Annotated in this window: 22 protein-coding genes; 10 read left to right on the plus strand and 12 right to left on the minus strand. The window is 70.9% G+C overall.

The annotated features are described in order from the left end of the window. Positions 1 to 73: 73 nt before the first annotated feature. Complete coding sequence (locus tag VHA73_09350; GenBank protein HVX18226.1) at positions 74 to 1,735, plus strand: alpha-L-fucosidase; 1,662 nt, start codon at positions 74 to 76, stop codon at positions 1,733 to 1,735. Here VHA73_09350 and VHA73_09355 read toward each other — a convergent pair. Both VHA73_09355 and VHA73_09360 read right to left on the minus strand, forming a co-directional pair. After that, positions 1,722 to 2,588: an LLM class F420-dependent oxidoreductase gene (locus VHA73_09355; protein HVX18227.1), complete on the minus strand. Its 867-nt coding sequence runs from the start codon at positions 2,586 to 2,588 to the stop codon at positions 1,722 to 1,724. The genes VHA73_09350 and VHA73_09355 overlap by 14 nt on opposite strands. 56 nt (positions 2,589 to 2,644) lie before the next feature. Further along, a complete protein-coding gene (locus VHA73_09360; protein ID HVX18228.1) occupies positions 2,645 to 3,499 on the minus strand; it encodes an aldo/keto reductase in 855 nt (284 codons plus the stop codon). Positions 3,500 to 3,621: 122 nt separating this feature from the next. Between VHA73_09360 and VHA73_09365 the strand changes: the two genes are divergently transcribed. Together VHA73_09365 and VHA73_09370 are read left to right on the plus strand one after the other, a co-directional pair. Beyond that, on the plus strand, positions 3,622 to 5,820 hold the full coding sequence (locus VHA73_09365) for a hypothetical protein (protein ID HVX18229.1): 2,199 nt from the start codon (positions 3,622 to 3,624) through the stop codon (positions 5,818 to 5,820). A gap of 196 nt (positions 5,821 to 6,016) precedes the next feature. Further along, on the plus strand, positions 6,017 to 6,994 hold the full coding sequence (locus VHA73_09370) for an alcohol dehydrogenase catalytic domain-containing protein (GenBank protein ID HVX18230.1): 978 nt from the start codon (positions 6,017 to 6,019) through the stop codon (positions 6,992 to 6,994). 68 nt (positions 6,995 to 7,062) lie between these two features. Here VHA73_09370 and VHA73_09375 read toward each other — a convergent pair whose 3' ends face one another. Beyond that, positions 7,063 to 7,629, minus strand: a complete 567-nt coding sequence (locus tag VHA73_09375) for a hypothetical protein (GenBank protein ID HVX18231.1) — start codon at positions 7,627 to 7,629, stop codon at positions 7,063 to 7,065. A 94-nt stretch (positions 7,630 to 7,723) separates the two neighbouring features. Beyond that, positions 7,724 to 8,407: a helix-turn-helix domain-containing protein gene (locus VHA73_09380; protein HVX18232.1), complete on the minus strand. Its 684-nt coding sequence runs from the start codon at positions 8,405 to 8,407 to the stop codon at positions 7,724 to 7,726. Positions 8,408 to 8,569: 162 nt separating this feature from the next. Between VHA73_09380 and VHA73_09385 the strand changes: the two genes are divergently transcribed. Continuing rightward, positions 8,570 to 9,136 carry a DUF2231 domain-containing protein gene (locus tag VHA73_09385; protein ID HVX18233.1) on the plus strand — a complete coding sequence of 189 codons (567 nt, stop codon included), beginning with the start codon at positions 8,570 to 8,572 and terminating at the stop codon, positions 9,134 to 9,136. A 59-nt stretch (positions 9,137 to 9,195) separates the two neighbouring features. Then, positions 9,196 to 9,978: a 4,5-DOPA dioxygenase extradiol gene (gene ygiD / locus VHA73_09390; GenBank protein HVX18234.1), complete on the plus strand. Its 783-nt coding sequence runs from the start codon at positions 9,196 to 9,198 to the stop codon at positions 9,976 to 9,978. 55 nt (positions 9,979 to 10,033) lie between these two features. On the opposite strand, the gene VHA73_09395 is transcribed toward ygiD, so the two are convergent. Then, complete coding sequence (locus tag VHA73_09395) at positions 10,034 to 10,159, minus strand: hypothetical protein (GenBank protein ID HVX18235.1); 126 nt, start codon at positions 10,157 to 10,159, stop codon at positions 10,034 to 10,036. A 189-nt stretch (positions 10,160 to 10,348) separates the two neighbouring features. On the opposite strand from VHA73_09395, the gene VHA73_09400 reads away from it, so the two are divergent. Continuing rightward, complete coding sequence (locus tag VHA73_09400) at positions 10,349 to 12,253, plus strand: S53 family peptidase (GenBank protein HVX18236.1); 1,905 nt, start codon at positions 10,349 to 10,351, stop codon at positions 12,251 to 12,253. 141 nt (positions 12,254 to 12,394) lie between these two features. Here the strand turns inward: VHA73_09400 and VHA73_09405 are convergent, their stop codons facing one another. Beyond that, positions 12,395 to 13,516, minus strand: a complete 1,122-nt coding sequence (locus VHA73_09405) for a class I SAM-dependent methyltransferase (protein ID HVX18237.1) — start codon at positions 13,514 to 13,516, stop codon at positions 12,395 to 12,397. Positions 13,517 to 13,593: 77 nt separating this feature from the next. Between VHA73_09405 and VHA73_09410 the strand changes: the two genes are divergently transcribed. Beyond that, positions 13,594 to 16,803 (plus strand): AAA family ATPase, encoded by a 3,210-nt coding sequence (locus VHA73_09410; protein ID HVX18238.1) that lies wholly within the window; start codon positions 13,594 to 13,596, stop codon positions 16,801 to 16,803. Continuing rightward, a complete protein-coding gene (locus VHA73_09415; protein ID HVX18239.1) occupies positions 16,800 to 17,555 on the plus strand; it encodes a GNAT family N-acetyltransferase in 756 nt (251 codons plus the stop codon). Before VHA73_09410 ends, VHA73_09415 begins: the two co-directional genes overlap by 4 nt. Before the next feature lie 56 nt (positions 17,556 to 17,611). Here VHA73_09415 and VHA73_09420 read toward each other — a convergent pair whose 3' ends face one another. The 5 genes from VHA73_09420 to VHA73_09440 all read right to left on the minus strand — a co-directional run bounded on the left by VHA73_09420 (position 17,612) and on the right by VHA73_09440 (position 23,199). Further along, positions 17,612 to 19,150 carry an AMP-binding protein gene (locus VHA73_09420; GenBank protein ID HVX18240.1) on the minus strand — a complete coding sequence of 513 codons (1,539 nt, stop codon included), beginning with the start codon at positions 19,148 to 19,150 and terminating at the stop codon, positions 17,612 to 17,614. Then, complete coding sequence (locus VHA73_09425; GenBank protein ID HVX18241.1) at positions 19,143 to 19,562, minus strand: OB-fold domain-containing protein; 420 nt, start codon at positions 19,560 to 19,562, stop codon at positions 19,143 to 19,145. The genes VHA73_09420 and VHA73_09425 overlap by 8 nt, the downstream gene beginning before the upstream one ends. Then, entirely contained in the window at positions 19,559 to 20,743 is a 1,185-nt protein-coding gene (locus tag VHA73_09430) for an acetyl-CoA acetyltransferase (GenBank protein ID HVX18242.1), read from the minus strand. The genes VHA73_09425 and VHA73_09430 overlap by 4 nt, the downstream gene beginning before the upstream one ends. Positions 20,744 to 20,866: 123 nt before the next feature. Then, entirely contained in the window at positions 20,867 to 21,628 is a 762-nt protein-coding gene (locus VHA73_09435) for an SDR family NAD(P)-dependent oxidoreductase (protein ID HVX18243.1), read from the minus strand. A gap of 14 nt (positions 21,629 to 21,642) precedes the next feature. Beyond that, the gene (locus VHA73_09440) at positions 21,643 to 23,199 is read right to left on the minus strand and encodes an AMP-binding protein (protein HVX18244.1); all 1,557 of its coding nucleotides are present in this window, start codon (positions 23,197 to 23,199) and stop codon (positions 21,643 to 21,645) included. A 25-nt stretch (positions 23,200 to 23,224) separates the two neighbouring features. On the opposite strand from VHA73_09440, the gene VHA73_09445 reads away from it, so the two are divergent. Further along, a complete protein-coding gene (locus tag VHA73_09445; GenBank protein HVX18245.1) occupies positions 23,225 to 24,004 on the plus strand; it encodes an enoyl-CoA hydratase/isomerase family protein in 780 nt (259 codons plus the stop codon). A gap of 95 nt (positions 24,005 to 24,099) precedes the next feature. Here VHA73_09445 and VHA73_09450 read toward each other — a convergent pair whose 3' ends face one another. After that, on the minus strand, positions 24,100 to 25,635 hold the full coding sequence (locus VHA73_09450; protein HVX18246.1) for a class I adenylate-forming enzyme family protein: 1,536 nt from the start codon (positions 25,633 to 25,635) through the stop codon (positions 24,100 to 24,102). 38 nt (positions 25,636 to 25,673) lie between these two features. On the opposite strand from VHA73_09450, the gene VHA73_09455 reads away from it, so the two are divergent. After that, positions 25,674 to 26,066: an HAD family hydrolase gene (locus tag VHA73_09455; protein ID HVX18247.1), complete on the plus strand. Its 393-nt coding sequence runs from the start codon at positions 25,674 to 25,676 to the stop codon at positions 26,064 to 26,066. Positions 26,067 to 26,079: the final 13 nt, after the last annotated feature.

A 26,079-nucleotide genomic window follows, 5' to 3' on the forward strand; every position in this document is an offset into this window, starting at 1 on the left:
CACACGCCAACCGTTCGGTTCACGGCGGGCGGGCGGGTCCGCCGGGGGCGCGGTCGACACGAACGGGGGAGCGATGGGTGGATCGGACCTGGGGTCAGCAGCGCGCGGCGCGGCGGAGCCCGTGGCGGCGCCTGGCGTGACGTCGGGGGGTGCGTGGTCGCGCCGGCGCGTGCTCGGCGGGGGGCTCGCAGCCGCCGCGGTGGCAGGAGCGGCGGTCACCGGCTTGGCCCCGCCCGTGGCCGCGGCGCCGGCGGCGCCGGCTGTCCCTGCCGGTGTGCGCCGCCCGTCGGGACGGTCCCAATACGGGCCGACCTCGGGGTCGCTTGCGGGCCATCCGCTGCCCGCGTGGTGGCACGACGCCCGCTTCGGGGTGTTCATCCACTGGGGTGCGTACGCGGTGCCGTCGTACTCGCCGCCGCACTGGATCGCTGAAGGGTCCGCTTGGTACTGGGCCTTCCAGCAGATCGCCGGCACGCCGCAGTACCAGCACCATCGCGAGACGTACGGCACCAGGTTCCTGTACGACGACTTCTTGCCCCAGTTCAAGGCCGAGCGGTACGACCCGGCGGCTTGGGTCGACCTGATCGAACGAGCCGGCGCCCGCTACTTCGTCATGACCACGAAGCATCACGACGGGTTCTGCCTGTTCCCGTCGGCCGTCACGGGACGCCACACGTCGGCCATCGGGCCCGGCCGCGACCTCATCGGGCCAATGGTGGCGACCGCGCGGGATCGGGGCCTGAAAGTGGGGCTCTATTACTCGGTGCCGGAGTGGTACAACCCTGCGCCCGTCGACCAGCTCACCCTCGACAAGGTGACCAACGTGGCGGGCGAACTGCAAAGCGCCCAGGACGACGTGCTGAACAACGAACTGCTCAGCGCCATCAGCCTCGTCGGGTTCAACTTGTCGACACCCAAGAACGCGTACACGGCTGCAACGGTGCCGTACCGGGGTTACCGGCCAGTGGCCGACTACGCCCAGTTCCAGCGCACGCAGCTGCGCGAGCTGATCGAGCGCTACCACCCCGACGAGCTGTGGGCCGACATCGGCGGCCCCGAGCAGTACTTCCAGAACAACGGCGTGATCGCCGACTTCTACAACCAGGCGCTCGATCACAACCCCGACGGCGTGGTGGTCAACGACCGGTTCGGCGACCACACGACCCATCGCGATTACGCCGTGTTCGAGAACGGCGGCAGCTACACCGCGGGCTCCTACACCGGCCGGCCGACCGAGACCGTGCGGACGATGGGCAGCTCGTGGGGCTACAACCGCTGGGAGATCGACTACGGCGACCCCGGCGAGTACGTCCAGGAGCTCGCCGACGCGGTCGCCCACAACTCCAACTACGTGTTGAACATCGGGCCGAGGGCCGACGGCACGATCCCGCAGCCGATGGTCACCCGCCTGACCACCGTCGGCGACTGGTTGGCGATCAACGGCGAGGCCATCTACGGGAGCCGCCCGTGGGTGCAGGCCGCCGACGGCAACGTGCGCTTCACCCGCCAAGGCGAGGTCGTGTACCTGCTGGCCATCGGGTGGCCGGGCGCCGAGCTCACCGTCAAAGCGCCCGTTCCGGTGCGGCCCACCACCAACGTCACGCTGCTCGGGTCCGACGGTAGGCCGCTGCGGTACCGCCAAGGCCAGGGCACGTTCACGATCACCACGCCTGCGGGCGGCACGGCGGCCACGCGCAGCCGCCACGTGTTCGTGTTTCGCGTCAGCCCTGCATGAGGTCCCAAGCGCGGCCCAGCGCGTCGACATGCGCCTCCGCCGAGTCGAGCCCGCACCGCATCGTGTCGACCGACAAGTGCGTGGCGCCCGCTTCGCGCCACCGGTCGACGTGCTTGCGGAACTCGTCGGCTTCGTCGTCGCCCAGCCAGCGGACCCGGCCCTCCATCGGCACGTTGCTCGCGTCGCGCCCCTCTGCCTCGGCTGCGCCGCGGATCGTGGCGAGCGCCGCATCGAGCCGCTCGCCGGGATAGAGCATCGGGAACCAACCGTCGGCCAAGCGGCCGATACGGCGGTACGCAGGTTCCGACGCACCGCCGAACCAGATCGGGATGGGCTGCTGGATCGGAAGCGGTGCGAGGCCGGCCCCCTCGATCTTCTCCCGCTCGCCTCCGAACGTGACCGACCGCTCCGTCCACAGACGGCGCAGCAGCGGTACTTGCTCGTCGAGTCGCCGCCCGCGCCGCGAGAAGTCCTGACCGAGCGCGTCGTACTCCACGGGGTTCCAACCGATGCCGACGCCGAGCCGGAACCGCCCGCCGGTCAACAAGTCGACTTCGGCGGCCTGCTTGGCGATCAGCGCGGTGGGTCGCTGCGGGGCGATGATGATCCCGGTGACCAGCTCGAGGTCGGTGGCCGCGGCGAGATAGCCGAACATCACCAGCGGCTCGTGGAACGTGGTGTCGATGTCGTATGGGCCTGCCCAGCCCTGGTGGACCTCCGGGTCGGCACCGACCACGTGGTCGTACGCCAGCAAGTGCGCGTAGCCGATGCGCTCCACCCCCTGGCCGTACTCGCGCACGGCGGCGACGTCGCCGCCGAGCTCGCTTTGTGGGAACACGACACCGATCTGCATCGCCAGAGCACTAGGTCATGCGTCGCGGCTCCGCAAGTTCCTCGCGGACGTCGGGGTCAGCCGGCGCCGTCCGTGATGGCGGCGACTTCCTCGGGCGTCAGCGCGAGGGCGGCGGCGGCGACGTTGGACTCCAAGTGCGCCCGCGAACCGGTGCCGGGGATGACGGTCATGGCCGGCGAGCGGGCCAGCAACCACGCCAGTGCGACTTGGCGAGGAGCGGCGCCATGCGCGTCGGCCGCTGCTTGGATGCCGGAGTTGCCGTCGAGGTTCTGGATCGGCGCCCACGGCAGGAAGGCCATGTCCTCCTGCTCGCACAAGTCGACCAGGCCTTCCGACGTGCGATCGCCGGGGTTGTAGCGGTTCTGGATGGACACCACGGGCGTGATCGCCTGGATCTGGCGCAGCTGCTCTTCGCTCACGTTCGACACGCCGAAGTGCCGGAGCTTGCCCTGATCCTTCAGCTCGACGAACGCACCCACGGAGTCCTCGAGCGGCACGCTCGAGTCAGGGCGGTGCCACTGGTACAACGCGATCTGCTCGATCCCGAGCCGGCGCAGGCTGCCCTCGCACGCCGCTTTGATGTGGTCAGGGTGGCCGTTGACCGGCCACTGGTTCGGGCCGGTCCGCTCCAGGCCGGCCTTGGTGGCGATCACCAGATCGTCGGGGTACGGCGACAGCGCCTCGCCGATCAGGCGCTCGCTCACTTCAGGGCCATACGAGTCGGCGGTGTCGATGAAGTTCACGCCCAGCTCCACCGCCCGCCGGAGCACGGCTCTGGCTTCGTCGAGGTCGGGCGGATCGCCCCAGATCCCGTCGCCCGTGATCCGCATCGCGCCGAATCCCATGCGGTTGACCGTGAGGTCGCCCCCGATGTCGATGGTGCCGGCCGCCGAGGCGTCGTTGGTGGACATGGCTGCTCCTCTGATCCGGTTGCCCGGTCAGGCTCCGGGTTGCGAACGCTCGCGACCGTAGGCGCGGGCGGCGGGCGCGTGACGGGCGCCTGGGCCAGGACGGGGCTGCGAGACTGCCAACCATGCGGCTCGAAGCACACGGTGGACTGGCCGCGACGGTCGAAGACGGGCTGTTGCGCATCGGTTGGGGGGCGCCCGACTGGTTCGGGCCAGGGCGGGCGGCGCACCCGCTGGTGCCCGACGACCCGGTGGAGATGGCAGACGACCTCGGCGGGGCCACGAGCTCGGTGGTGTTCGACGACGGCGCCGTCCGCTTGGCGCTCCGCGCGTACCACGACCGCGCCGTGCTGGTGCTGCGTGCCCAAGCGCGTCGCGACCTCGACGGTCTGGCCACGGGCGCGTTCGACCGGCCGTCGGTGCCGTGGCCGGTGTTCTCACCGGGCGAGCGAGTGGAAGGGGGCGCGCCGCCCGGGGTGCAGGCGCTGGCGTACCAGCACTGCGAGTTCGGGCTCCCGGCGGTGTCCGGCCCCGACCTCGACGGGTTCTTCCTGCTGCCGCACCGGCCGCCGACGGGTTGGCCCCTCGTGTTGCGCGCGGGCGACGGTCGTTCGCTGCTCGTCGCGCCGCTCGGCGACTTCCACGAGGTGACCATCGGCCTGAACGGGGGTACCGTTCGCTGCGGCTGGCACGGTGACCTCGAGAGCGTGCCGGCGGGCTTTTGCACCGACTTGGCGGTGTTCGCCGGCGACGACCCGCGCTCGTGCATCGACGAGTGGGCCCGCGTGCTGCTCGAGCGATCCGGAACCGTTCGCCCGGGCCGCTGGGCCGACGCGCTCGCGGCGCGCCCGTCGTACTGGACCGACAACGGCGCGGCGTACTGGTACCGCACCGAGCCAGGCCACGATCCGGCCGGGTCGGTCAGTGCGGCGGTGACCGAGCTGCGCGACCGCGGCGTGCCGGTGGGTGCCGTGCAGCTCGACTCGTGGTTCTACCCGCACGAGGACCTCCGACCGTTCGACACCGACGAGTGGGTGGTGCCGCCCTCGGCGATGATGGCGTGGGAGCCCCGACCCGACGTGTTGCCCGACGGCGTCGACGCGCTGCGCCGCCGGTTGGGCTCGCCGCCGCTGGTCGCGCACATCCGGCACTTGTCGTCCGCGGCGCCGATCGCAGCCGAGCTGCCGATGTACGTCGACGGTCCGTACGCGGCGCCCGCGACCCCCGAGGCCTACGAGCGCTGGCTCGACCAGTGCGTGGCGTGGGGGGTCACCACGTTCGAGCACGACTGGTTGGTGGAGGTCTTCTTCGGCGTGCGAGGTCTGCGCACCCGACCGGGGGTCGCCCGAGCCTGGCAGGAAGGGATCGACCGGGCCGCCCGCGAGCGGGGCATCACGTTGCAGTGGTGCATGGAGACGCCGGCTGATCTCGCGCAGACCACGACTCTCAGCCAGGTCACGTCGGTGCGCACGTGCGGCGACCACGGCTACATCGCCACGCCGGGCCAGCTGTGGGCGTGGTTCTGCGTCACGAACGCGCTCGCCCGCGGGCTCGGCCTCATGCCGTTCAAGGACGTGTTCCGCGCCGACCCCGAAGTGGCCGGTGACAACGGCGAGCCCGAGGCGCTCCTCGCCGCGCTGTCGACTGGCCCGGTCGGCCTCGGCGACCGCGTGGGTCGGATGGACCCGGGGCTCGCGCTGCGCACGTGCCGGGCCGACGGGCGGCTCATCAAGCCACGCGTTCCCGTTGCCGCGACCGGCGCCTCGATGTTCGCCAACACCGCGTTCGAGCCGGCCTTGATGGTGGCCGAGTGCCACTCCGACCACCCGGCGGGGCGTTGGACGTACGCGCTCGCGTTGCACTGCCACCCGTCCGACGACGCCGTCGCAGGCGACGTTGACTTCGCCCAACTCGGCGAGTCGTCACCGGTCGGTGACGTCGTCGTGTGGGACTGGCGTGCGCAGACGGCCTCGAAGGTGGGGCCCGGCCACCGCTGGCCGGTGTCGCTCGGCCGGGAGGGTTGGGCGTATCTGGTGCTGGCGCCGGTGCTCGACGGCGACCTCGCAGTGATCGGCGACACCACGAAGTTCGTGACGGCGGGCGATGCCCGCATCGAGGTCGCGTCGCTCGACGCGGCCTCGGGCGGTGGTGTGCGCCTGCTCGTCAAGGGTGCGGGGGAGCGGGTGACGGTGACCGGTTGGTCGGCCGGCCGACCTTCGGCCGGCGACGCTCCGATCAGTCACGACCCCGCGACAGGTCGGTGGCAGCTCACCGTCGACGTGCCCGAGCGAGGTTGGGCCAGCGTCGTGGTCCGCCCCTCCTGACGTTTGCAGGGGTGCGGGGTCCAAGGACCTGCGCGGATGGGTCGCCCGAGTCGCGGGTCACCGTTCATTCGCCGGGCTGCGCCTGGCGAACAGGCGCCGTGTTGACGAACAGGCGCCGTGTTGATGGGTCGGCTCGCCTGTCCGTGCGGCGTCGAAGGCCCCGATTCTCCGGAGGACCCGACGTAGTGTCGGACCGATGAAAGCTGCGGCACTGACGAGAACCGGCACGTTCGAGGTGGTCGACGTCGACGATCCCACCCCCGGGCCGGGCGAGCTCGTGTTGCGCGTGGGCGCGTGCGGGATCTGCGGCTCCGACCTCAAGTCGTACAAGTCGTTCCCGGCTGGCGCGGTACTCGGCCACGAGTTCTGCGGCGAAGTGGTGGCGGTCGGCCAAGGGGTGTCGGAGTGGCGCGCCGGTGCCGTCGCGGCCGCGTTGCCGGTGCGGCCGTGCGGATCGTGTCGCTGGTGCCTCGGTGGCGAACCCGCGCACTGCGAGAAGGCCGACCTCCTCGGTTTGGGCATCTCGGCTGGCGCGTTCGCCGAGTATGTCCGCGTCGACTCCGCCCTGTCGGTGCCGATCACCGCGGGGCTGGGTCACTACGGCGCGCTGGTGGAACCGCTCGCGGTGGGTCTCCACGCGGTGGCCGCCGCGCGGCTCCGCCCCGAGGACCGGGTGCTGGTCATCGGCGGCGGCAGCGTGGGGGTGGCCGTCACCACCTGGGCACGTCGGTTGGGCGCCGGCGAGATCGTCGTGAGCGATCCCGCCGCCGATCGTCGTGACAGCGCGGCGGTGTTCGGCGCGACGGCGGTGCACGACCCGTCGGCCGGACCGGCACCCGGCGAGTTCGACGCCGTGATCGAGTGCGTGGGCGCGCCCGGGCTGGTCCAGTCGGCGACGCAGGCCGCCACCGTGCACGGCCGCGTGGTGGTGGCCGGGGTGTGCCTGGAGACTGATCCGCTGGTTCCGATCGTGTCGCTGATGAAGGAAGTCGAGATCGCCTTCGCCGTGTACTACCGGTTGCAGGAGTTCGCGGCGGCCGCTCGCGCACTCGACCGGGGCGAGATCGACCCGGGGCCGTTCGTCACGGACCGGGTGGCGCTCGATCAGGTCGGCGACGCGTTCACCCGCCTCGAAGCGACCACGGCCGACCGCAAGATCCTGGTCGAGCCCTGACCCGACCTGGCGCCGCCGAACTTCGGAGGTCCTGGGGTCCTTGCACCCACAACTGCCCGGGGAACGGGTCAGTCGGGTGCGTGCGCCGCCTTCTGCGCGACTTGCAGCTCAGCCCACTCGTCGCCGTGGTCCTCGGCCGCGGCGTTCATGCGGCGGAGGCGGTCCGCCTGGCCGCCGGGCACCTTCATGTCGAAGGTGGTTCGCATCCGGAACTCCAACACCACCACGCCTTCGGGCCCCGCGTCGTACCCGTACGGCGCGTGGGCCGGGACGAAGAACCCCTCGCCCGCCTTGACGGTGCGGTTGCCCATGGTGAGCTCGCCCTCGGCGACGTAGTAGAGGCAGTCGGCGTCGTGCGTGTGGCGGGGCAGCACGTAGTGCGGTGCGAACCAGGTGCGGACCAGGCTGTAACCGTCGTCGCCGTCACCTCGGAACAGCACCGAGTCGAGGTTGCCGTTGAGGAGCTTGGCGCTGCGAGGCCCGTCGGCTGCCAGGTCGGCTTGATCGTCGGCGTCGAATTCCGGGAACGACATGGTCCCGGAATCGAACAGGCCCGGCCCTTTGGCGCCGAACAACGCCATGCCCTTGCGGCGCTCCGTGGCCGGGGCGGATCCGTTGGTCGGCTGGCTGTCCATGCGGTGGCTCCCCCGTGTGCGGCCGGTCGCGCAGCCGGCTCGTCGACGACTCACTGGTCGCGCACCAGCGTAGGTCCCGCGCCGCTCTGCGCAGCTACGGCTTGACGACGCGCACGCAGCAGCCGCCGGGCAACGGATCGAGCCGCGCGTCACCACGGCTGCCCGTCCCGTCGCACACCCCTTGCACGAACGCCACGTTCATGTTGCAGACGAGGTCGCGGTCCTCCTCGGCGAGCTGGTGGAACGGGCAGTTGTGCAACACGAGGTCGCGCCCGTTCTTCTCAGGCTCGTAGCCGCAGGACTCGAGGGCCTTGCGGAGTCGGCGCGCTGCGGCGCCGCGGCCTCGCTCCGGCGACGATTCGCTGCCAACGGCACGGCCTTCGGCGGTGGCGAGCTCCGCCAGCGTGCTCACGAGCGGCCGAGCCGTCCGGCGCGCGGTTGCCACCGCCCGCACGAGGAGCCGGCCGGCCAGGTCGTACCGGCGCGACGGCACGCTCACCTCCACGTCGCCCACCACTCGGTAGACCTTCGCGGGTCGTCCCGCGCCCGGGCCGCTGCGCCCGGGTGGCCGGCGGTACGACGCCCGGAGGAGGCCGTCGTCGACCAGACGGTCGAGGTGGAACTTGGCCGCGTGGTGGGCGATGCCGAGCGCCTGGGCCGCCTGCTCACGGCTCACCGGCTCGGGTTGCGCACGCACGAATGCGTACAAGTCGCGTCGGAGCGGCTCACCGAGCGACGCCACTTGCTCGATGCGGCGTGCGAGATCGAGGTCGGTCATGGTCGACGTCCATTGTGATTGCCGTGGCGGGCCGGGTGCACCACGCAGCCCGCACCGGCCGTTGACAGGAGACGGCTTCTAACAAGTAAGATCCTATCCGTTAGAACAGTCGGGTGCCCGGCGCCAGGACGCGAGGCCGGGTCGATCGAGGTAGGTGGTGCGATGCGCAAGTTCTCCGTCCGGCCCACGCTCACGCTGCGGGGTCGCACGTTCAAGGGTCTCCGCGGGTGGTCCGGCAAGCCCCTCCACCCGCCGCTCACCGACTTCCCGATCGCGGCGTATCTCATCGCCGCGGTCTTCGACGTCATCTCTGCGATCGCCGGTGATCGTCATGCGTGGGCCCATGAGCTGTGGCACGCCGGGACCTTCGTCTTCTTGGCCGGCGCGGCGGTCTCGGTCTTCGCGGCGCTCACGGGCCTGTTCGACGCGTGGAAGTCGTCCGAAGCCGGCACCCAAGCTCGGCGGACCATCAACACGCACGCCACGGTCATGGTGACCGTGACGGTGCTGGCCCTGGTCGACATCGTCTGGCGCTTGAACGACTACCACACCGCACTCGTCACGCCAGTTGGGATCGTGGTGCTGTCGGTCGTGGTCGCCGCGCTGGTGTCGGTGGGTGCCACGTTCGGCGGGACGCTGGTCTACGACTACGGGTTCAACGTCGAGACGGCCGGCGACTCGCCCGTGTGGCACCAGTCGGAGACGGACGTTCTGCCGGGCGACCACTGAGCTCGGTCGCACGGCGGCGAGCCGGCTTCGAGGTTGTGGATGCCCGATAGCGTTTCGTCATGAGCGACTCCGCCCGCATGCCCGCGCTGTTCGTCGGTCACGGCAGCCCGATGAACACGTTGGAGCTCAACCGCTACACCACTGCGTGGCGTGAGCTCGGCGCGTCGCTGCCTCGGCCGCGGGCGATCCTCGTGGTGTCCGCACACTGGTATGTCGGCCTGACCGCGGTGACCGCGATGGCGCAGCCGCGCACCATCCACGACTTCTTCGGGTTCCCCGACGAGCTCTTCGCGTTCGAGTACCCCGCGCCCGGGGCGCCCGATGTCGCGGCCGAGGTCGCCGAAGTGGTCGCGCCGATGTGGGTCGGCCTCGACGGCGACGGCTGGGGGCTCGACCACGGCGCCTGGTCGGTCCTCGCGCACCTCTTCCCCGCGGCCGACGTTCCTGTCCTGCAGTTGTCCATCAATGCGACGGAGCCGCTGGCATACCACCTCGAGCTCGGCCGGCGCCTCGCACCGCTGCGCGATCGGGGCGTGCTGATCGTCGGCAGCGGCAATGTGGTGCACAACTTGCGGCGCATCGACTGGAGCCGCCTCGAGGGCGCACTCGACTGGGCCGAGCGGTTCGACGAGGAAGCGCGGCGCCTGATGACCACCGACCCGGCCGCGGTGCTCGACCTCGAGCGCCACGCGGACTACCCCCTCGCCGTCCCGACGCCCGACCACTTCCTCCCGCTGCTGTACCTCGCCGGAATGGCCGACGCGGAAGGTGCTGCGGCGCAGACGTTCGTCGACGGCTACACGTTCGGGTCGCTGTCGATGACCTCATACCTGCTCACCTGAGGCGTTCTTCGGAGAGTTCGGGCGCTCTCGCACCAGAACTCTCCGAGCGTCGCAGTCACCAGCCGCCGCCGGCGACTTGGCGAGTCGCCACGTTGAGCCGGTTCCAGACGTTGATCGGTGCGATCGTCAGCAAGATCGCGGCGAGCTGCTCCGTGTCGAACTGCTCGGCGGCTGCGTCCACACGGCGTCGGGCACCGGATCGGCCGCGTCGGCCTGAGCGGATCGCAGCGCTCGACCTCCCCGGGTGATCGGCTGTGCCGCCGGCGCGAGCAACTGGGCAACGTGCCCAGCCGCGCGCGAATCGCTTGCGGGGCGACGATCTTGGTGAAAGCCTGCGCCGGCGGCGGGGCGCTGGACGAAAGGTGGCGACATGCCAAAGTTCCGGAAGGGTCTGGCAGCGGTTGCGCTCGGCGCGTTGACCGTGCCGTTGATCGCCATCTCGGCAACCGCTTCGCCGCCGCAGGCGGCCAACCGCAAGACGCTGCCGGGTAGCGCGCCGGAGTGGGCCAACCCGACCGACCAGGCCACCACTCTGGCTGCTCCGTCGGCCTTGTCGGCTCGCGTGTACCTGGCGCCGCGAGGCGGGCAGGCGCAGCTCGACGCCGCGGTCGCTGCGGTGTCGACGCCGGGCAGCGCGACCTACCGGCACTTCTTGACGCCTGCCCAGTACCGGGCCCGGTTCGCGCCCTCGGCGGCCGAGGTCGACTCCGTCGAGGCCTGGTTGACCGGCGCCGGCCTCCATGTCGACGGCGTCGCCGCGGGCAACCGCTCCATCTCGGTGTCGGGCACCGCGCAGGCCGTGCAGCACGCGTTCGGCGTCACGGTCGCCGAGTACCACCACAACGGGCGCGTCGAGCAGGCGCCCAGCAGCGACATCTCGGTGCCGGCGAGCATCGCGGGACAGGTCCTGGCCGTGAACGGGCTCTCGACCCCGCAGCGGGTCCAGCACTCGGTGGCTCCTCCGCCTGCTGGCTTCCGCAACGCGCAGCCGTGCTCGCAGTACTACGGCCAGGTGGTGGCGGGCTCGTTGCCGTCGTTCAACGGCACGCCCGCGCCGTACTCCGTGTGCGGCTACACGCCGTCGCAGTTCCGTTCGGCCTACGGGGTGACCGCCAGCGGTCTCACGGGCCAAGGCACCACGGTGGCGATCACCGACGCGTACGCGGCGCCCACGATCCTCGCCGACGCCAACACGTACTCCACGCGGCGCGGTGACGCGCCGTTCGGCACCGGCCAGTTCAGCCAGTCGGCGCCGGGCACGTTCACCGACGAAGACGAGTGCGACGCGAGCAGTTGGTACGGCGAGGAAACCCTCGACGTCGAAGCCGTCCACGGGATCGCGCCCGCCGCGAACGTCACTTACTACGGCGCGGCGAGCTGCAACGACGACGACCTGCTGTCCACCTTGCAACAAGTCGTCGACGACAACCAGGCATCGATCGTCACCAACTCGTGGGGCGAGGCCGAGATGTACGAGACCTCGGGTTCGGTCGCCGCGTACGAGCAGGTGTTCCAGCAGGGTGCCATGCAGGGCATCGGCTTCCTGTTCTCGTCGGGTGACAGCGGCGACGAGCGTGCGGCCACCCACCGCATCCAGACCGACTACCCGACCTCGGACCCGTACGTGACGAGCGTTGGAGGTACCAGCGACGCCATCGCGGCCAACGGCACGTTCCAGTTCCAGACCGGGTGGGGCACCGACAAGTACGTCCTGTCGAAGAACGGCAAGATCTGGCAGCGCGCCAACCCCTTCTACCTGTACGGCGCCGGTGGTGGGGTGTCCCGGCTGTCGCCCCAGCCCGCGTACCAGCACGGCGTCGTGCCGCCGGGTGGCCGCAACGGCCGGGCCGTGCCCGACATCGCCATGGACGCCGATCCGACCACCGGCATGCTGATCGGTGAGACCCAGACGTTCCCCGACGGCGTGTACTACGACGAGTTCCGCCTCGGCGGCACCAGCCTCGCGTCACCGCTGATGGCCGGCATGCAGGCTTTGGCCACCCAGGCGGCGGGCGGACGCCTCGGCTTCGCCAACCCCGCCATCTACCAGCGGGCTCGGACGGCCGGGGTCTACCGCGACGTCACGCTGCGCCCATACGGGCTGGGCAACGTCCGGGCCGACTACGCGAACGGGATCAACGGCGACGGCGGCGTGGTGTACAGCCTGCGAACCTTCGGCGACGACGCCACGCTCCAGGCCGCGTCCGGGTGGGACGACGTCACCGGTGTCGGCACACCCACCGCTCGCTATCTCGCGTCATACGCCGTGGGCTGAACCCGGCCCACCAGCAGCGCCCACCAGCGGAGCCCACCGGCGGCGCCGGGCCCCAAGTCCCCGAGCTGTGAGCACTTGGCCACCTCGGGGGTGGCCAAGTGCTCACAGCGGGGATGCGGTTGGGGCGGCGGGGGCGCGGGCTCAGCCGTGCAGGCGGTAGAAGCGGAACATGTCGTGCTCGATCGGCAGGATCTCGACCGTCGAGTAGCCCGCGTCGGTCGCATAGCGCTCGAGGGTGGCGGTGCGAAGGACGGTTCCCGTGGCGGCGGAATCCGGTTCGCTGCGACCGACGGGCAGGCAGTGCAGCACGCTCGCCGCGTAGAAGAGGTGCTGCATCGGGTCGGGGTCATTCGGGGTCAGCGCGTCGGCCGCCCGCTCGTCGACCACGAACACCGCACCATCGGGGGCAGCGAGCTGTCGCATGGCGGCCAGCGCCTCCACCGGGTGGGCCATGTCGTGCAAGGCCTCGAAGCAGCACACGAGGTCGTAGCCGCTGCCTTCCTCGGTGGCGGCGTCGCGCACGTGGAAGCGAGCGCGGTCGCCCACTCCCGCGGCGGCAGCGTTCGCCTTGGCGGCGTCGATCGACGCGGCATCGCTGTCGAACCCGTCGACGGTCGCGCCCGGGAACGCGCGTGCTGTGGCGATCGACGCCCAACCGCTCCCGCAGCCCAGTTCCGCCACTCGACCACCGTCGCCTTGGAGCCGCGCCACTACGTCGGGCATCGTCGGCAGCCAATCCGCGGCGAGCAGGTTGGTGAACTGCGGGCGGTTCGCTCCCTCCTGCGCCCGGCGGACCCATTCGCCGTAGCCGGCGAACGAGATGCCGGTCCCGTTGCGGTAGGCCTCGACCAGCTCCGGCAGGACCGCGGGACCGGCGGTCGCGAACGTGGCCAGCGGCGCCACACACGCCAGGCTGTCCGGGTCGAGCAGGCAGGCCTGGTGGGCGACCGGCAACGAGAACACCCGCCGGTCGGGATCACCGTCGGTGGGCTCGACGTCGACTGACGCGATGCCGGCCGTCGCTTGCTGCTCCAGCCACTCGCGGGCGTAGCGGGCGTCGATCTTCGCCGCGCGGGCCAGCTCCGGCGGGGTCTTGGGGCCCTGCGCCAGCGACGCGTACAGGCCCAGCCGCATCCCGAGCTCGATCGTGGCGAGCTCGAAGGTGCCGATCGTGGCCATGGCCACGCGCTGGGCGAACGCGCCGATCGCCGTGGCCAGCTCGTCGGCGGCCTGGTGGGTGGGTTCGGTGGTGGTCGTGGACATCGGTCTCCTCCTCGGATCGCTCGACCAGAAGGCGCCAGATCGGGTCTGGCGTCGCCAGCCGCCGATAGCGTGCGCGCATGGGGGATGGGTCGAGCGACGTCGGTGCACCCATCCGGCGCGCTTTGGTCGCGGCGTTCAGGGCGGCCGGTGAGGCCAACGGCCGTCTGGTCCTGCTCACCGGCGACGCCGGGATCGGCAAGACGACCGCCGCTCGCGAGCTGGCAGAGCTGGCCCGACGATCAGGTGCGACCGTGCGGTGGGCGGCCTGCTGGCCCGGCGGCGCCACGGTCGCCCACGGCCCGTGGGTCACGTTGCTGTCTGGCCTCGGCGGCGCGGGGGCGCGGGCGGTCGGGACGCTGTCGACAGCCCCCGGCGACGAGACGGCAGCCGCCACCTCCGCGCGCGCATCGGCGTACGCGGAGGTGGCCCAGGCCCTCGAAGCGGCGAGTGCGAGCCGGACCATTGTCCTGGTGCTCGACGACCTGCAATGGGCTGACGAAGGCACCGTGCAACTTCTCGCCGCCGTCGTGGGCAACTTGCCGGGCCTGCCCGTTCTCGTGGTCGGCACGTATCGCGACACCGAGGTGGCGGCGGGTTCGCCGTTGCGACAGCTCGGCGCGTCGGCGGAGCGTTTCGCGCTCACCGGTCTCGACGTCGGTGGTGTTGGCGGGATCCTGGCGGAGATCGTCGGTGGCGAACGGGCCGCTGCGCTCGCCGCCGAGACCCATCGCCGCACCGGCGGCAACCCGTTCTTGGTCGTGCAGCTCGGGCGGCTCTTCGCGGGCGATCCGTCCGCCCTCGAGCACGGCACGCTGCCCGCCGGCGCTCGCGATCTGCTCGAGGGTCGCCTCGCAGGACTCGCCACTGCCGATCGAGGAGTCGTGGTGGCCGCCGCCGTGCTCGGCAGCCGCTTCACCGGCCGCGACGTCGCGGCCGTGCTGGGCGCCGAGGCGACGTCCGGCGCGCTGGAGCGCGCGGCGGGGCTGCGGATCCTCGAGCGCGCGCCGGGCGTGGGTGTGTGGTCGTTCGTGCACGAGCTGTTCCGCCAAGCGGTGCTCGATGCGGCCGACCCCGAAGCCGTGCGCCGGCTCCACCGCCGCGCCGCCGCCTCCTTGGCGGCGGTTGATGCCGAGCCCGCGGTCGTTGCGCGTCACCTGCTCGAAGCTGCAGACGGCGGTTCCGCCGACGCGGCGTGGTGGCTGGTCCGTGCGGGCGACCGTGCCATCAGCTCCATGGCGTGGGAGGAGGCGAAAGGTCACTACGAGCGGGCGCTGGCGGCGCTGCCGGTAGGCGATCGAGGCCACGACGACACCCGCGCCGCGGCGCTGCTCGGCCTCGGCCGCGCCCGGTTGCTGGACGGGGACGGAGCCGGCGCGGGACGCGCGTTCGTGCAAGCAGCCGAGCTGGGGGACCGGATCGGGTCCGTCTCGCTGCTGGCGCAAGCGGCGCTGGCGTTCAGCCTCGACCTGTCGGGTTTCGAGGTGCGGCTGTACGACCAACGCCAGATCGACTTGCTGGAGCGGGCGGCGCGAGCGCTCGCCGGCAGCGGGTTGCTCGGGTTGGAAGCCACCGTGCTCGCGAGGTTGTCGGTGGCCCTGTCGCTCGCGGCATCGCCGGTGCGCCGACTCCAGCTCGCGGAGCGGTCCGTCGAGCTCGCCCGCCAGGCGGATGAGCCGGCCGTGCTGGCCAGGGCGTTGGCGGCGCATTGCGACGCGATGGCGTCACCGGACCATGTCGACAGGCGCCTGCGCGAGGCGAGTGAGGTCGTGGCGATCGGCGAGCGCGTCGGCGACGGCCCGCTCGAGCTGCTCGGCCGGCGGCTGCGGTACGTCGCGTTGCTGGAGCGTGGCGACGCAGCAGGCGCCCACGACGAGATTGCCGCCTTCGCTCGCCGGGCCGACATCGTCGCCAACCCGCTCTACTCCTGGTGCGTTCCGCTTTGGCGTGGTCAAGAGGCTCTGGTGGCCGGCGATCTGGCCGGCTGCGAGCAGGCCATCGCCGAAACCGCGGCGTGCGGGATCGCGGCCGGCAGCACCAACGCACCGTTGCTCGCGACCGTGCTCGGGCTGGTGCTGTCCCTGGTCCGGGGTGACTTCGTGCAGGTCATCGAGCGGATCGATTCGCTCGTCGACGACGCGCCGGAGTTGGTGCCGTACATCACCACCGGCGGCGCGTTCGCCAGGGCGCTCGCCTTGGCCGGCGACGCGTCAGGTGCAACGGCCGTGCTCGACAGGTGGCAGGGCGCCGGTCTCGACCACGTGCCGTTCGATGGCGGGTGGTTGTCGGAGCTGGCGATGGTGGTCGCCGCAGCAACCCTCGTCGACCACCCAGTGCTCGCCGACGCGGTGGCCCGGCTCGAACCGTACGCTGAGCTGGTTGCCTTCGAGGGCATCGGCGCTGGGTTGTACGGCGCCGTCGCCGGCTTCCTCGCAGCGGGAGCCCGGGCCCTCGGTCGGCACGACGACGCCGAACGTCACGCCCGCCAGGCGCTCGAGATCAACCGTCGCTTCGGTGGGGTGCTGCTGGCCGAAGCGCATCGCACGCTGGCCGACGTGCTCGGCGGCGGCCCGGAAGCTGCGTGGCACGATGCGGCGGCGAACGACGCATATCGGACCCTCGGCCTCGACCGCCTGGTGCGCCGCGGACCGTCGGGCAGCGCGCGGCCGTCGGGTGGCGCGCGGGCGAGCGAGAGTGAAGCGGCAGACGTCGCGCCGGCGGCCAGTCCCGTCAACGAGCTGCGCCGCGATGGCGAGGTCTGGCAGGTGTCGTTCGCCGGCCAGACGACCATCGTGAAGCACAGCAAAGGTGTGGCCGACCTGGCGGTGCTGCTCGCCTCGCCGGGCCGCGAGGTGCACGTCGCCGAGCTCGAAGGCGTCCCGGTTGCAGCGGTCACGACAGCTGGCGACGAAGTGCTCGACCGCCAAGCCATCGCCGCGTACCGCGAGCGCCTCGCAGATCTCGCCACCGAGATCGATGACGCCGACGCCTCCCACGACCTCGGCCGAGCGGAGCACGCCCGCATCGAGTACGACGCGCTGGTCGACCAGCTCGCTGGAGCGGTCGGTCTGGCCGGCCGGGCCCGCCGGTCGGCCAGCAACCCCGTCGAGCGCCTCCGCAAGGCAGTGTCGGCTCGCATCCGCGACGCCATCCGCCGAATCGACGCGGTCCACCCTGCGCTCGCCCGGCACCTCACCAACGCGGTGCGCACCGGCACGTACTGCTCCTACCAACCCGAGCAGCCCACCGCCTGGCGGTGCCAGACGCGATCTGGCGCCCAGGAGGCATGACGACACTCGCCGACACCTCGACGTTCACCGAGCGGGCGTTGGCCGCCACCGCCGACCGCTTCGTCCACTTGGCCCGCTCCAGCGGGCGGCCGTACCGGGTCGACGACGACTTGGCGGTCGCGTGGCAGGGCCCTCGCGGCTTCTACACCAACGTCGCGTGTGTGTTGTCGGCCGAGCCGGACTGGAACTCGGTGCTGGCACGGGTCGATGAGGTCGTGCCGCGCCCCGCGCCCGCGTTGGTCATCACCAGCGCGATGGAGCCCGACCTGGCGCCGTCGGGGTTCCAGGCCATCGGACGCCCGCCGCTGATGGTGCGCCCGGCGGGACCGTCCGAACACACCATCCCAGCCGAGCTGACGATCACCGAGGTGGTCGACGAAGCTGGCCTCGAAACCTTCGAGCACACCTTGGTCGACGCCTATCCCGAGCCGTTGATGCAGCCGTACCGGTGGGGCGAGTTCAACGATGCGCGGGTGCTCGGCGGTCCGACACACTTCTTCACCGGCTACGTGGCCGGTCGGCCGGTGGCCACCGCGGCCGGTCACGTCGCGGCCGGCGTGAACCTGGTCGAGTTCGTCGCCACGATGCCCGACGCTCGCGGTCGCGGCTACGGCGAAGCGGTCACCTGGGCCGCCACGTCGGCCGATCCGACGCTGCCCGCTGTCTTGACCGCCAGCGACCTCGGCCGTCCGGTGTATGAGCGGATGGGCTACCTCGCGGTCTCGCGTTGGTCGCTGTGGTTCCGCCCCTGACCCTCCAAACCCCATCGAGCTGTGAGCAGTTGGCCACCTCCAGGGTGGCCAACTGCTCACAGCAGGGATGGTTTGGCCGGGGGGCCTGCGCGGTCGCGGTACGCGTCGCGCAGGCGGCGCTTGTAGATCTTTCCGTTGTCTTCGCGGGGGAGCTGATCGGTGAACTCGACGAACCGGGGGCACTTGAAGTGCGCGAGGCGCGCCCGGCAGTGCTCGATCAGCTCGGCGGCCAGGGCGTCGCTGGCCTCGATCCCGTCTCTCAGCTCCACGACCGCGAGGACCGACTCGCCCCACTCCGGATCTGGGACGCCGATCACCGCGGCGTCGCCGACAGCAGGGTGCTCGAGCAGCGCCGCGTCGACCTCGGCGGGGTAGACGTTGACCCCTCCCGAGATGATCAGGTTCGCGTTGCGGTCGGTGACGAACAGGTAGCCGTCGTCGTCGAGGTAGCCGATGTCGCCGAGGGCGAAGTACCCGCCGCGGTACGTCGAGTCGGTCTTCGCGTCGTCCTTGAAGTAGCGGAACTGACCGGTGGGCGGCGCCTTGATGTAGACGAGGCCGACTTCGCCCGCGGCGAGCGGCGCGCCGGTCTCGTCGCCGATGATGACCTGACCCCTGCCCAAGGGTCGCCCGACCGTGCCCGGCCGCTGCAACCACGTTGGCGAGTCGACCATGCTGCCAACCCCTTCGGTCGCCGCGTAGTACTCCCACACCACTGGACCGAACCACTCGATGATCGCCTGCTTGACCGGCACCGGGCAGGGGGCTGCGCCGTGCAGCACGTGACGCAAGCTCGACAAGTCGGCCGCGGCCCGATCCTCCTCGGGCAGGGCGAGCAGCCGGTGGAACATGGTGGGCACCATGTGCGTGTGCGTCACGTGGTGCTCGCCGATCAACCGCAGCGCTTCGGCGGCGTCCCAATGGTCCATCGTCACGACCGTGGCACCGAACGTGAGCGGGATCGTCAGTGAGAAGGCAAGGGGCGCGGCGTGGTACAGCGGTCCCGTGCAGAGGTGCACGTCGCCGCCAGTTTCGATGTAGCCGTACAAGTTCCGAGCGGGCTCGGCCGGAACCGGGGGGCGGTACACACCTTTGGGGCGGCCAGTGGTGCCCGACGTGTAGAGCATCGTCGTGCCGGGAGCATCAACGTCGTCGAGCGGGTCACCGGGTTCGGCTTCGAGCGCAGCGCGGTAGCTGTCGGACCCTGCCGCATCGGGTCCCGCCACCAGGCAGACCTCGCAGGCGGCTGCGCCGGCCAGGCCGTCGCTCGCAAGGGCCGCGAGCTCGGTGGTGGTGACCAGCGCTTTCGCTTCGCAGTCGCCGATGATGTACCCGGCCTCGTCGGGCGCGAGGTGCCAGTTGATCGGCGTCAGCCGGTAGCCGCCGGCACGGCACGCGTACACCGTCTCGACGAACGCCGGCCCGTTGCCGGCGAGGAGGGCGACGGCGTCGCCGGGCTCGAGCCCGCGCGATCGCAGCGCCCGGGCCAGCCGGTTGGCGTTCCCGTCGAGTTCGGCGAACGTCCGGCTGCCGGCAGGCGAGGTGAAGGCCAAGGCGTCGGGGGTTGCTGCGGCCCACTGGCCGAGGTCAGCCATGCCGGTCATCCCGGAGCGTGAACATCGGCAAGTTGCGGCCGTCCGGCAGTGGCTCCCAGGTGACCGCGACGGACGCGCCGACCGCGACCGAGGCGGGGTCGACTTCGACCACGTTCGCCATCATGCGGATGCCGTCGTCGAGGTCGATGAGCGCCACGGCGTACGGCGCGCGGTCGGCGAGGCGTGGGTCTTGTGGCCGGTGCTCGACCGTGACGGCGTACACGCGACCTGTTCCGGCCGAAGGCCGCCACTCGAGGTCGGTGCCGAGGCAGCCGGGGCAGAAGTCGCGGGGGTACCAGAACGGCTCCGCGCACGTTCGGCACCACTGCACGGTGAGGCGTTGCTCACGCGTGGCGTCCCAGAACGGGGCGGTGGTCGCCGAGGTGGGCGGTTCCGGTCGAGCGTCGCTCACAACGTGTCCTCCGTCCCGAGCACGAGGGTCGACATGCACGACAGCACCATCCCCGAGCCGTGTGCCACGGCGAGCTGCGCATCGGGAACCTGCCGTTGGTCGGCTTCGCCGCGCAGCTGCCGCACGGCTTCGACGATGAGGAACATGCCGTACATCCCGGGGTGCGTGTACGACAGGCCGCCGCCGTTGGTGTTCATGGGCAGCGAGCCGCCGGGGCCGGTGCGCCCGTCCTCGACGAACGCCCCGCCTTCGCCTTTGGCGCAGAATCCGAGGTCTTCGAGATGGAGCAGCGCGGTGATCGTGAAGCTGTCGTAGCCCATCAGCACGTCGATGTCGTCGGGCTTCACGCCGGCCATGGCGAACGCCGCCGGGCCGCTCACGACGCCCGGCGTCACGGTCAGGTCCGGCATCTGGGAGATCATCTGGTGGTCGTGTGATGTCGACGCGCCGAGCACGTAGATGGGCGGCTTCGCCAGCGTCGCCGCCCGCTCCGCGCTGGTCAGGACGAACGCACCGGCGCCGTCGGTGACCACGCAGCAGTCGAGCCGGTGCAGCGGGCTCGACTCCATCGGCGACGCGAGTACGTCGTCGATCGTGATCGGGTCCTGGTAACGGGCCCTGGGGTTGCGGCTCGCCCACCCGCGCGTGCTCACCGCGATCTGTGCGAGCTGTTCCGACGTGGTCCCGTACTGAGCCATGTGGCGCGACGCGGCCAGCGCGTACGGTCCCATCGGCATCCGCAAACCGTACGGTCGCTCGAACTCGCCCATGGGGTCGTAGCCGCCCACACCCATGCCGGGGAAGCGGCCGCGGACCTTGCGCTTGCGGTCGCTGCGTGGGGTCGCGGCGTACACGCCCACCACCACCTCGCACACGCCGGCGGCGATGGCGGCGGCGGCGTGCTCGACGTGTACCTCGAAGCTCGACCCGCCCGTGTTGGTGGACTCGGTGAACTTGGTGTCGGTGATGCCGAGGTGCTCGGCGAACGAAACCGACGACGCGTGGTGGCACACGCCGTCGACGTCGGCGAGCGTGAGGCCGGCATCGTCGAGCGCTTCGCGCACCATCGCCGCTTCGAGCGCGCGCCCGTACAGGTCGAGCTCGCCGGTGGGTGAGACGGCGTCGGCGACACCGACGAGCGCGGCGGCGCCGCGCAAGGTCCGGTCGTGTCGGTTGGTCACGATGCGTTCATAGCGCGATCGCGGGCGCTTCGTCGGACGACGCTCTGGTCTGGTTGCCCTCGTGGCCCGCCGACACGAACACCGCCGCGGCCGCCTCAGCGAGCGGCCGCGGCGTGCGCGTGGCTACTTCGGTGCGAAGCGCTGGCCGGCGTCGAGCCGGAGGCACTGGCCGTTGAGCATCGGGTTGTCGACGATGGCGCACACCAACTTGGCGTACTCCTCCGGGCGACCCATGCGCTTCGGGAAGGCGGCATCTTTGGTGAGGGCCTTCTCGAACTCCTCAGGGATGCCCTTGGTGAGGCCGGTGCCGAACAGGCTCGGGGCGATGGCCAAGGCGCGGATGCCGAGGCTGCCGAGGTCGCGAGCCATGGTGAGGCACATGCCGGCGATGCCGGCCTTCGCCGCGGTGTACGCCACTTGGCCGATCTGGCCCTCGAACGCCGCGATCGACGCGGTGTTGATGATGACCCCGCGCTCTTCGTCCTCGGGCTCGTTCCTGCTCATGTGATCCGCGGCCAGCCGGCTGATGTTGAACGCCGAGATCAAGTTGAGCTCGATGCACTGGCGGAACTCGTCGATCGGGTGCGGGCCCTCGCGCGTGAGGGTGCGCTTGCCGATGCCGCCGCCGGCCGTGTTGACGCTGATGTGGATGCCGCCGAGGGCCTCGGCCGCGCCGTTGATGGCAGCTTCGGTGGCTTCGTCGTCCATGACGTTCACCGGGAAGAAGCCGACGCCGCCCAGCTCCTTGTTCACGGCTTCCCCCGCCGACGTGGGCAGGTCGAGGATGGCGATCTCCGCCCCGCGCTCTTTCAACATGGCCGCCGACGAGTTGGCCATGCCGGAGGCGCCCCCGACGATGATCGCCTTCTTTCCCTTGATGTCCACAGATGCTCCTTGTTTCAGGTTGTTGCGGTCTGCTGCGCGTACTCGTCTTTCAGCCAGCGCTTGTAGAGCTTGCCCGTCTCGGTGCGCGGGAGCACATCGCGGAAGTCGACCGAGCGTGGGCACTTGTAGCCGGCGAGGCGGTCGCGGCAGTACGCGATGAGCTCGGCCGCCAGCTCGTCGCTCGGCGTGGCCGCGTCGACGAGCTCGACGATGGCCTTGACCGACTCGCCCCACTCGTCATCGGGCACGCCGATCACGGCCACGTCGTTGACGAGCGGATGAGCGCTCAGCACGCCTTCGATCTCCGCGGGATAGATGTTGACGCCGCCGCTGATGATCATGTCCTTCGCCCGGTCGCGCAGGAACAGGTAGCCGTCGTCATCGAGGAAGCCGACGTCGCCGAGGGTGAACGCCTTGCCGCGGTGGACCGACGCGGTCAGCTCCGGGTCGTCTCGGTACTCGAAGGTGCGAGAAGTCGATTCCAGGTACACGTTGCCGGTCTCGCCGCGGGGCACCTCGTTGCCGTGGTCGTCGAGGATCTTGATGGCCATGCCCTTGACGGCCCGTCCGACGGTGCCCGGCTTCTCCAACCAGCGGTGAGGTTTGGCGATGGCCGCCGCGCCTTCCATGCCGCCGTACGTCTCCCAGATCACCGGGCCCCACCACTCGAGCATCTGGCGTTTGACCTCGAGCGGGCACGGCGCGGCCGAGTGCACGACCACCCGGAGACTCGACAAGTCGTACTTCCTACGAACGTCGTCGGGCAGGCGCAGGAGGCGCACGAACTGCGTGGGCACCATGTACGCCGTGGTCACCCGGTGCTGCTCGATCATCTGGAGCGTGCGCGCCGCGTCGAACTTGCCCATGATCGCCACTGCCTGGCCGACGGTCAGCGCGCCTTGGTAGAAGCTCTGGCAGCCGCCGTGGTGCATGCCGGCCGACACCAGGTGCACGCCGTCGAAGGGTATGAACTGGAACGCCCGGCCGAACAGCTTCATGGAGTCGGCGATGGCAGAAGGGTCGCCGGGGACCGACGGGCGCGCGATGGCCTTCGGCTTCCCGGTGGTGCCCGACGAATACGAGATCGGGGTGCCGAAGCTGCGGTCGGTGGGCTCGGTGGTGGGCTGCCCGGCGACCAGCTCGTCGTACGGCTCGAAGCCGTCGATCGCGCCGCCCACGCTCACGCGGACCTTGATCGACGTGGCGTCGGTGAGCTCAGCCGACTGCGCGTAGCTGTGGTCGACCACGATCGCCGCCGCGCCCGAGTGCTCGACCACCGCGCGGATCTCGTTGCCGGACAGCGCAGGGTTCAGCGCGATCGCGTGCATGCCCGACTCTTGGAGCGCGTACTGCCACCACACGATGTCGATGTCGTTCGGCAGCGCGTACGCCACGATGTCGCCGGTGGCGAGACCGCGGGCGCGCAGCCCATGCACGATCTGGTGCGCCCGACCCGCGAGTTCGCCGAACGTCGCGGTGCGGCCCGACGCGGAGTCGACGATCGCAGGCTGGTCAGGTCGATCTTCTGCGATCCACCACAGGCCGAGTCGTTGGTCCCACGGATGTCGCACCTAAAAGAGTATACCCTACGTATCCATGGAGTTCGAAGCGATCGAGTTCGAGGTCGACGGCCACGTCGCCACCATCACCCTCAACCGTCCCGACACGCTCAACTGCTTCAACGGGACGATGGCCAAGGAGATCACGTACGCGTGGCAGACCGTTCGCGACACCGACGAGATCCATGTCGCGGTTCTGCAGGCCAACGGTGAGCGGGCGTTCTGCACCGGCGTCGACATCGGCAGCGATGCGAGCTGGTTCCAGACGAACAACGTGTGGAACGCCGTCGACCCCGGCGCGATCCTTGCGCCCAAGCTGGTGCACAAGGTCTGGAAGCCCGTAGTGGCGGCCGTGCACGGGTTCTGCGCGGGCGGCGGCCAGTACTTCATCAACGAAGCCGACATCGTGGTGTGCTCCGACGACGCCCTGTTCTTCGACCCGCACGCCAACGTCGGCATCGTGTCGGCGCTCGAACCGATCGGCATGCTGCACCGCGGGGTCCCGCTCGGCGACGTGCTCCGGTGGGCGCTGATGGGCAACGAGGAGCGCATCACCGCCGACACCGCGCTGCGGCTGGGTCTCGTCACCGAGGTCGTGTCGCGCGACGACCTCCGCACCCGTGCGCGCCAGATCGCCGACTCGATCGCGGCCCGCAACCCCAAGGCCGTCCAAGGCACGATCCGCGCCATCTGGGAGTCGCTCGACATGAACCGCACCACGTCGATTCAAAACGGCATGAGCTACACGCACATCGGCAACGCGCCGCCGTGGATGCCGGAAACTCCGCCCGACAAGCGCAAGCCCGAGCTGAGGTAGTCGGCTGGCGAAGGCGCCGTCAGCCGCTCGGCAGCGGCCTTGGCGCGCCGTCGAGCCGGACCGCGCCGACGGCGATGGGCGGCGTGCGCGGCGGATCAGAACAGCGGGCGCAAGTCGCGCTTTCGGACCTTGCCGGCGGGGGTGCGAGGCAGCTCGTCGACGAGCACGAGCTTCGCAGGGCGCTTGTGCGACGCGAGGCCAGCCGCCTCGCAGAACGCCACCAACTCGTCCAGCGTCGTGGTGCCGATCACGACCGCCGCAGGGACCTCGCCGAACGTCGGGTCAGGCGCCGGGCACACCGCGACGTCGTGCACGCCGGGGTGTGCCAGGAGCACTTCTTCGACCTCGCGGGCGGAGATGTTCTCCCCGCCGCGGATGATGATGTCCTTCACCCGGTCGGTGACCACGAGGTAGCCGTCGTCGTCGAAGCGCCCCAAGTCGCCGGTGCGGAACCACGTGCCGTCCGCGAAGGCGTCGGCGTCGAGCGTCGGGTCGCGGTAGCCCACGAACTGCTTGGGGCCGCGGCACACGATCTCGCCTTCCTCGCCGGGCCCGACGTCACGGCCGTCGTCGTCGAGCAAGCGAACTTCGTTGCCGAACGTCACGCGCCCGTCGGTGAGGCTGCGCTTGTCGGGTGGGTCGTCGGGGCCGCCCGACGAGACAGCCGGGTGCTCGGTGGAGCCGTACGTCCGCCACGTCACGATCCCACTCGCCAAGGCGCGGTCCACCAACGCGGGCGGCACCGCCGCTGCGCCGCACAGGAAGCTGCTGAGCGACCCGAGATCACGTCCGGCTCGCTCTGCCTCGTCGAGCAGCGTCTGCAAGAAGAAGGGCGTGCCGGCACTGGCGGTGATGCGGTGCCGTTCGATCAGCTCGACCGCGGCGCGGGCGCTCCAGCGGTCCATGACGACCGTGTAGCCGCCCACCACCAGCGGCCGGACGAGGCTCAGCAGGGCCGCCACATGGCCGGCCGGGAAACAGGCCAACATCCTCGTCAGGTCGTTGCCCGGCATGATCGTGAGGCCGAACAGCAGCGTCTCGTGGGTGTGCTGGACACCTTTCGGCATCGCCGTGGAGCCCGATGTGTAGACGATGACGGCGATGTCGGTCGGTGCCGGCCGTGCCACGTCGCCCGTCGTCCCCGGCGCCAGCGGCTCGCCGATCACGAGCACGCGCTCGACACCCACGCTGGCCGCGCTCGTTCGGGCTTGTGTGCCGAGGTCGGTGCCACGCCACTCGGGCGCCACGATCACGGTGGTCGCGCCGGCCTCGCGCAGCACGTGCGTGAGCTCGTCGGGCGCCGCGCCCGCCACGAGCGGGACCACGGTCGTGGCCAGGCTCCACAGCGCGATCAGGGCCACGGTCGCGTCGGGATCCGCGGGCGCTTGCAGCACGACGGTGCTGCCGGGCTCGACCCCCGCCCGGCGGTACGCGCCCGCGAGCTCTTGGGCGCTTGCGGACAGCTCGGCGAGCGTGACGCGGACTTCGCCGCCATCGGCGGCGGCGAACACCACCTCGGTGTCGCCGTGGGCGGCCGCGCCTTGGGCGATGGCCTCGCCGACGGTCAAGTCGGGGTACCACCCCTGTGCTCGCCATTGGTCACGAAGCGCATCCCGTCCGGCTCGGCTCATGAGTCGGCGAGTGTACCTATTGGGATACTCTTTGGACGATGCAGGAGGTGTGGGTCTTCGACGTCGACGGCACCATCGTCGATTCGCACACCGGTTGCTCGTTGCGTCCCGGCACCATCGAGCTGTTCGCCGACCTGCGCGCCGACGGCTGCTCGATCGTGTTGTGGAGCGCCGGCGGCGCGTCCTACGCACAGGGCCGGGCCACCCAGCACGGCATCGACCACCTGGTCGACGGGTTCTACGAAAAGGCGGTTCGCGACGACGACGGCCGCTACCGGCCCGCGTTCCTCGCGGACCTCGCCGCCGCAACGTTCGTCGACGATCGCCCCGAGGACATGCCCGAGGCAGCCACGGTCGTGGCCGTCAGCCCGTATCTCGCTGAAGATCCCTTCGACCGGGGCCTCACCCGCGCCGTCGACGGCCTTCGCTGACCCGCCAGGGCGG

The organism is Acidimicrobiales bacterium, assembly GCA_035547835.1.
Taxonomy (GTDB): domain Bacteria; phylum Actinomycetota; class Acidimicrobiia; order Acidimicrobiales; family Iamiaceae; genus DASZTW01.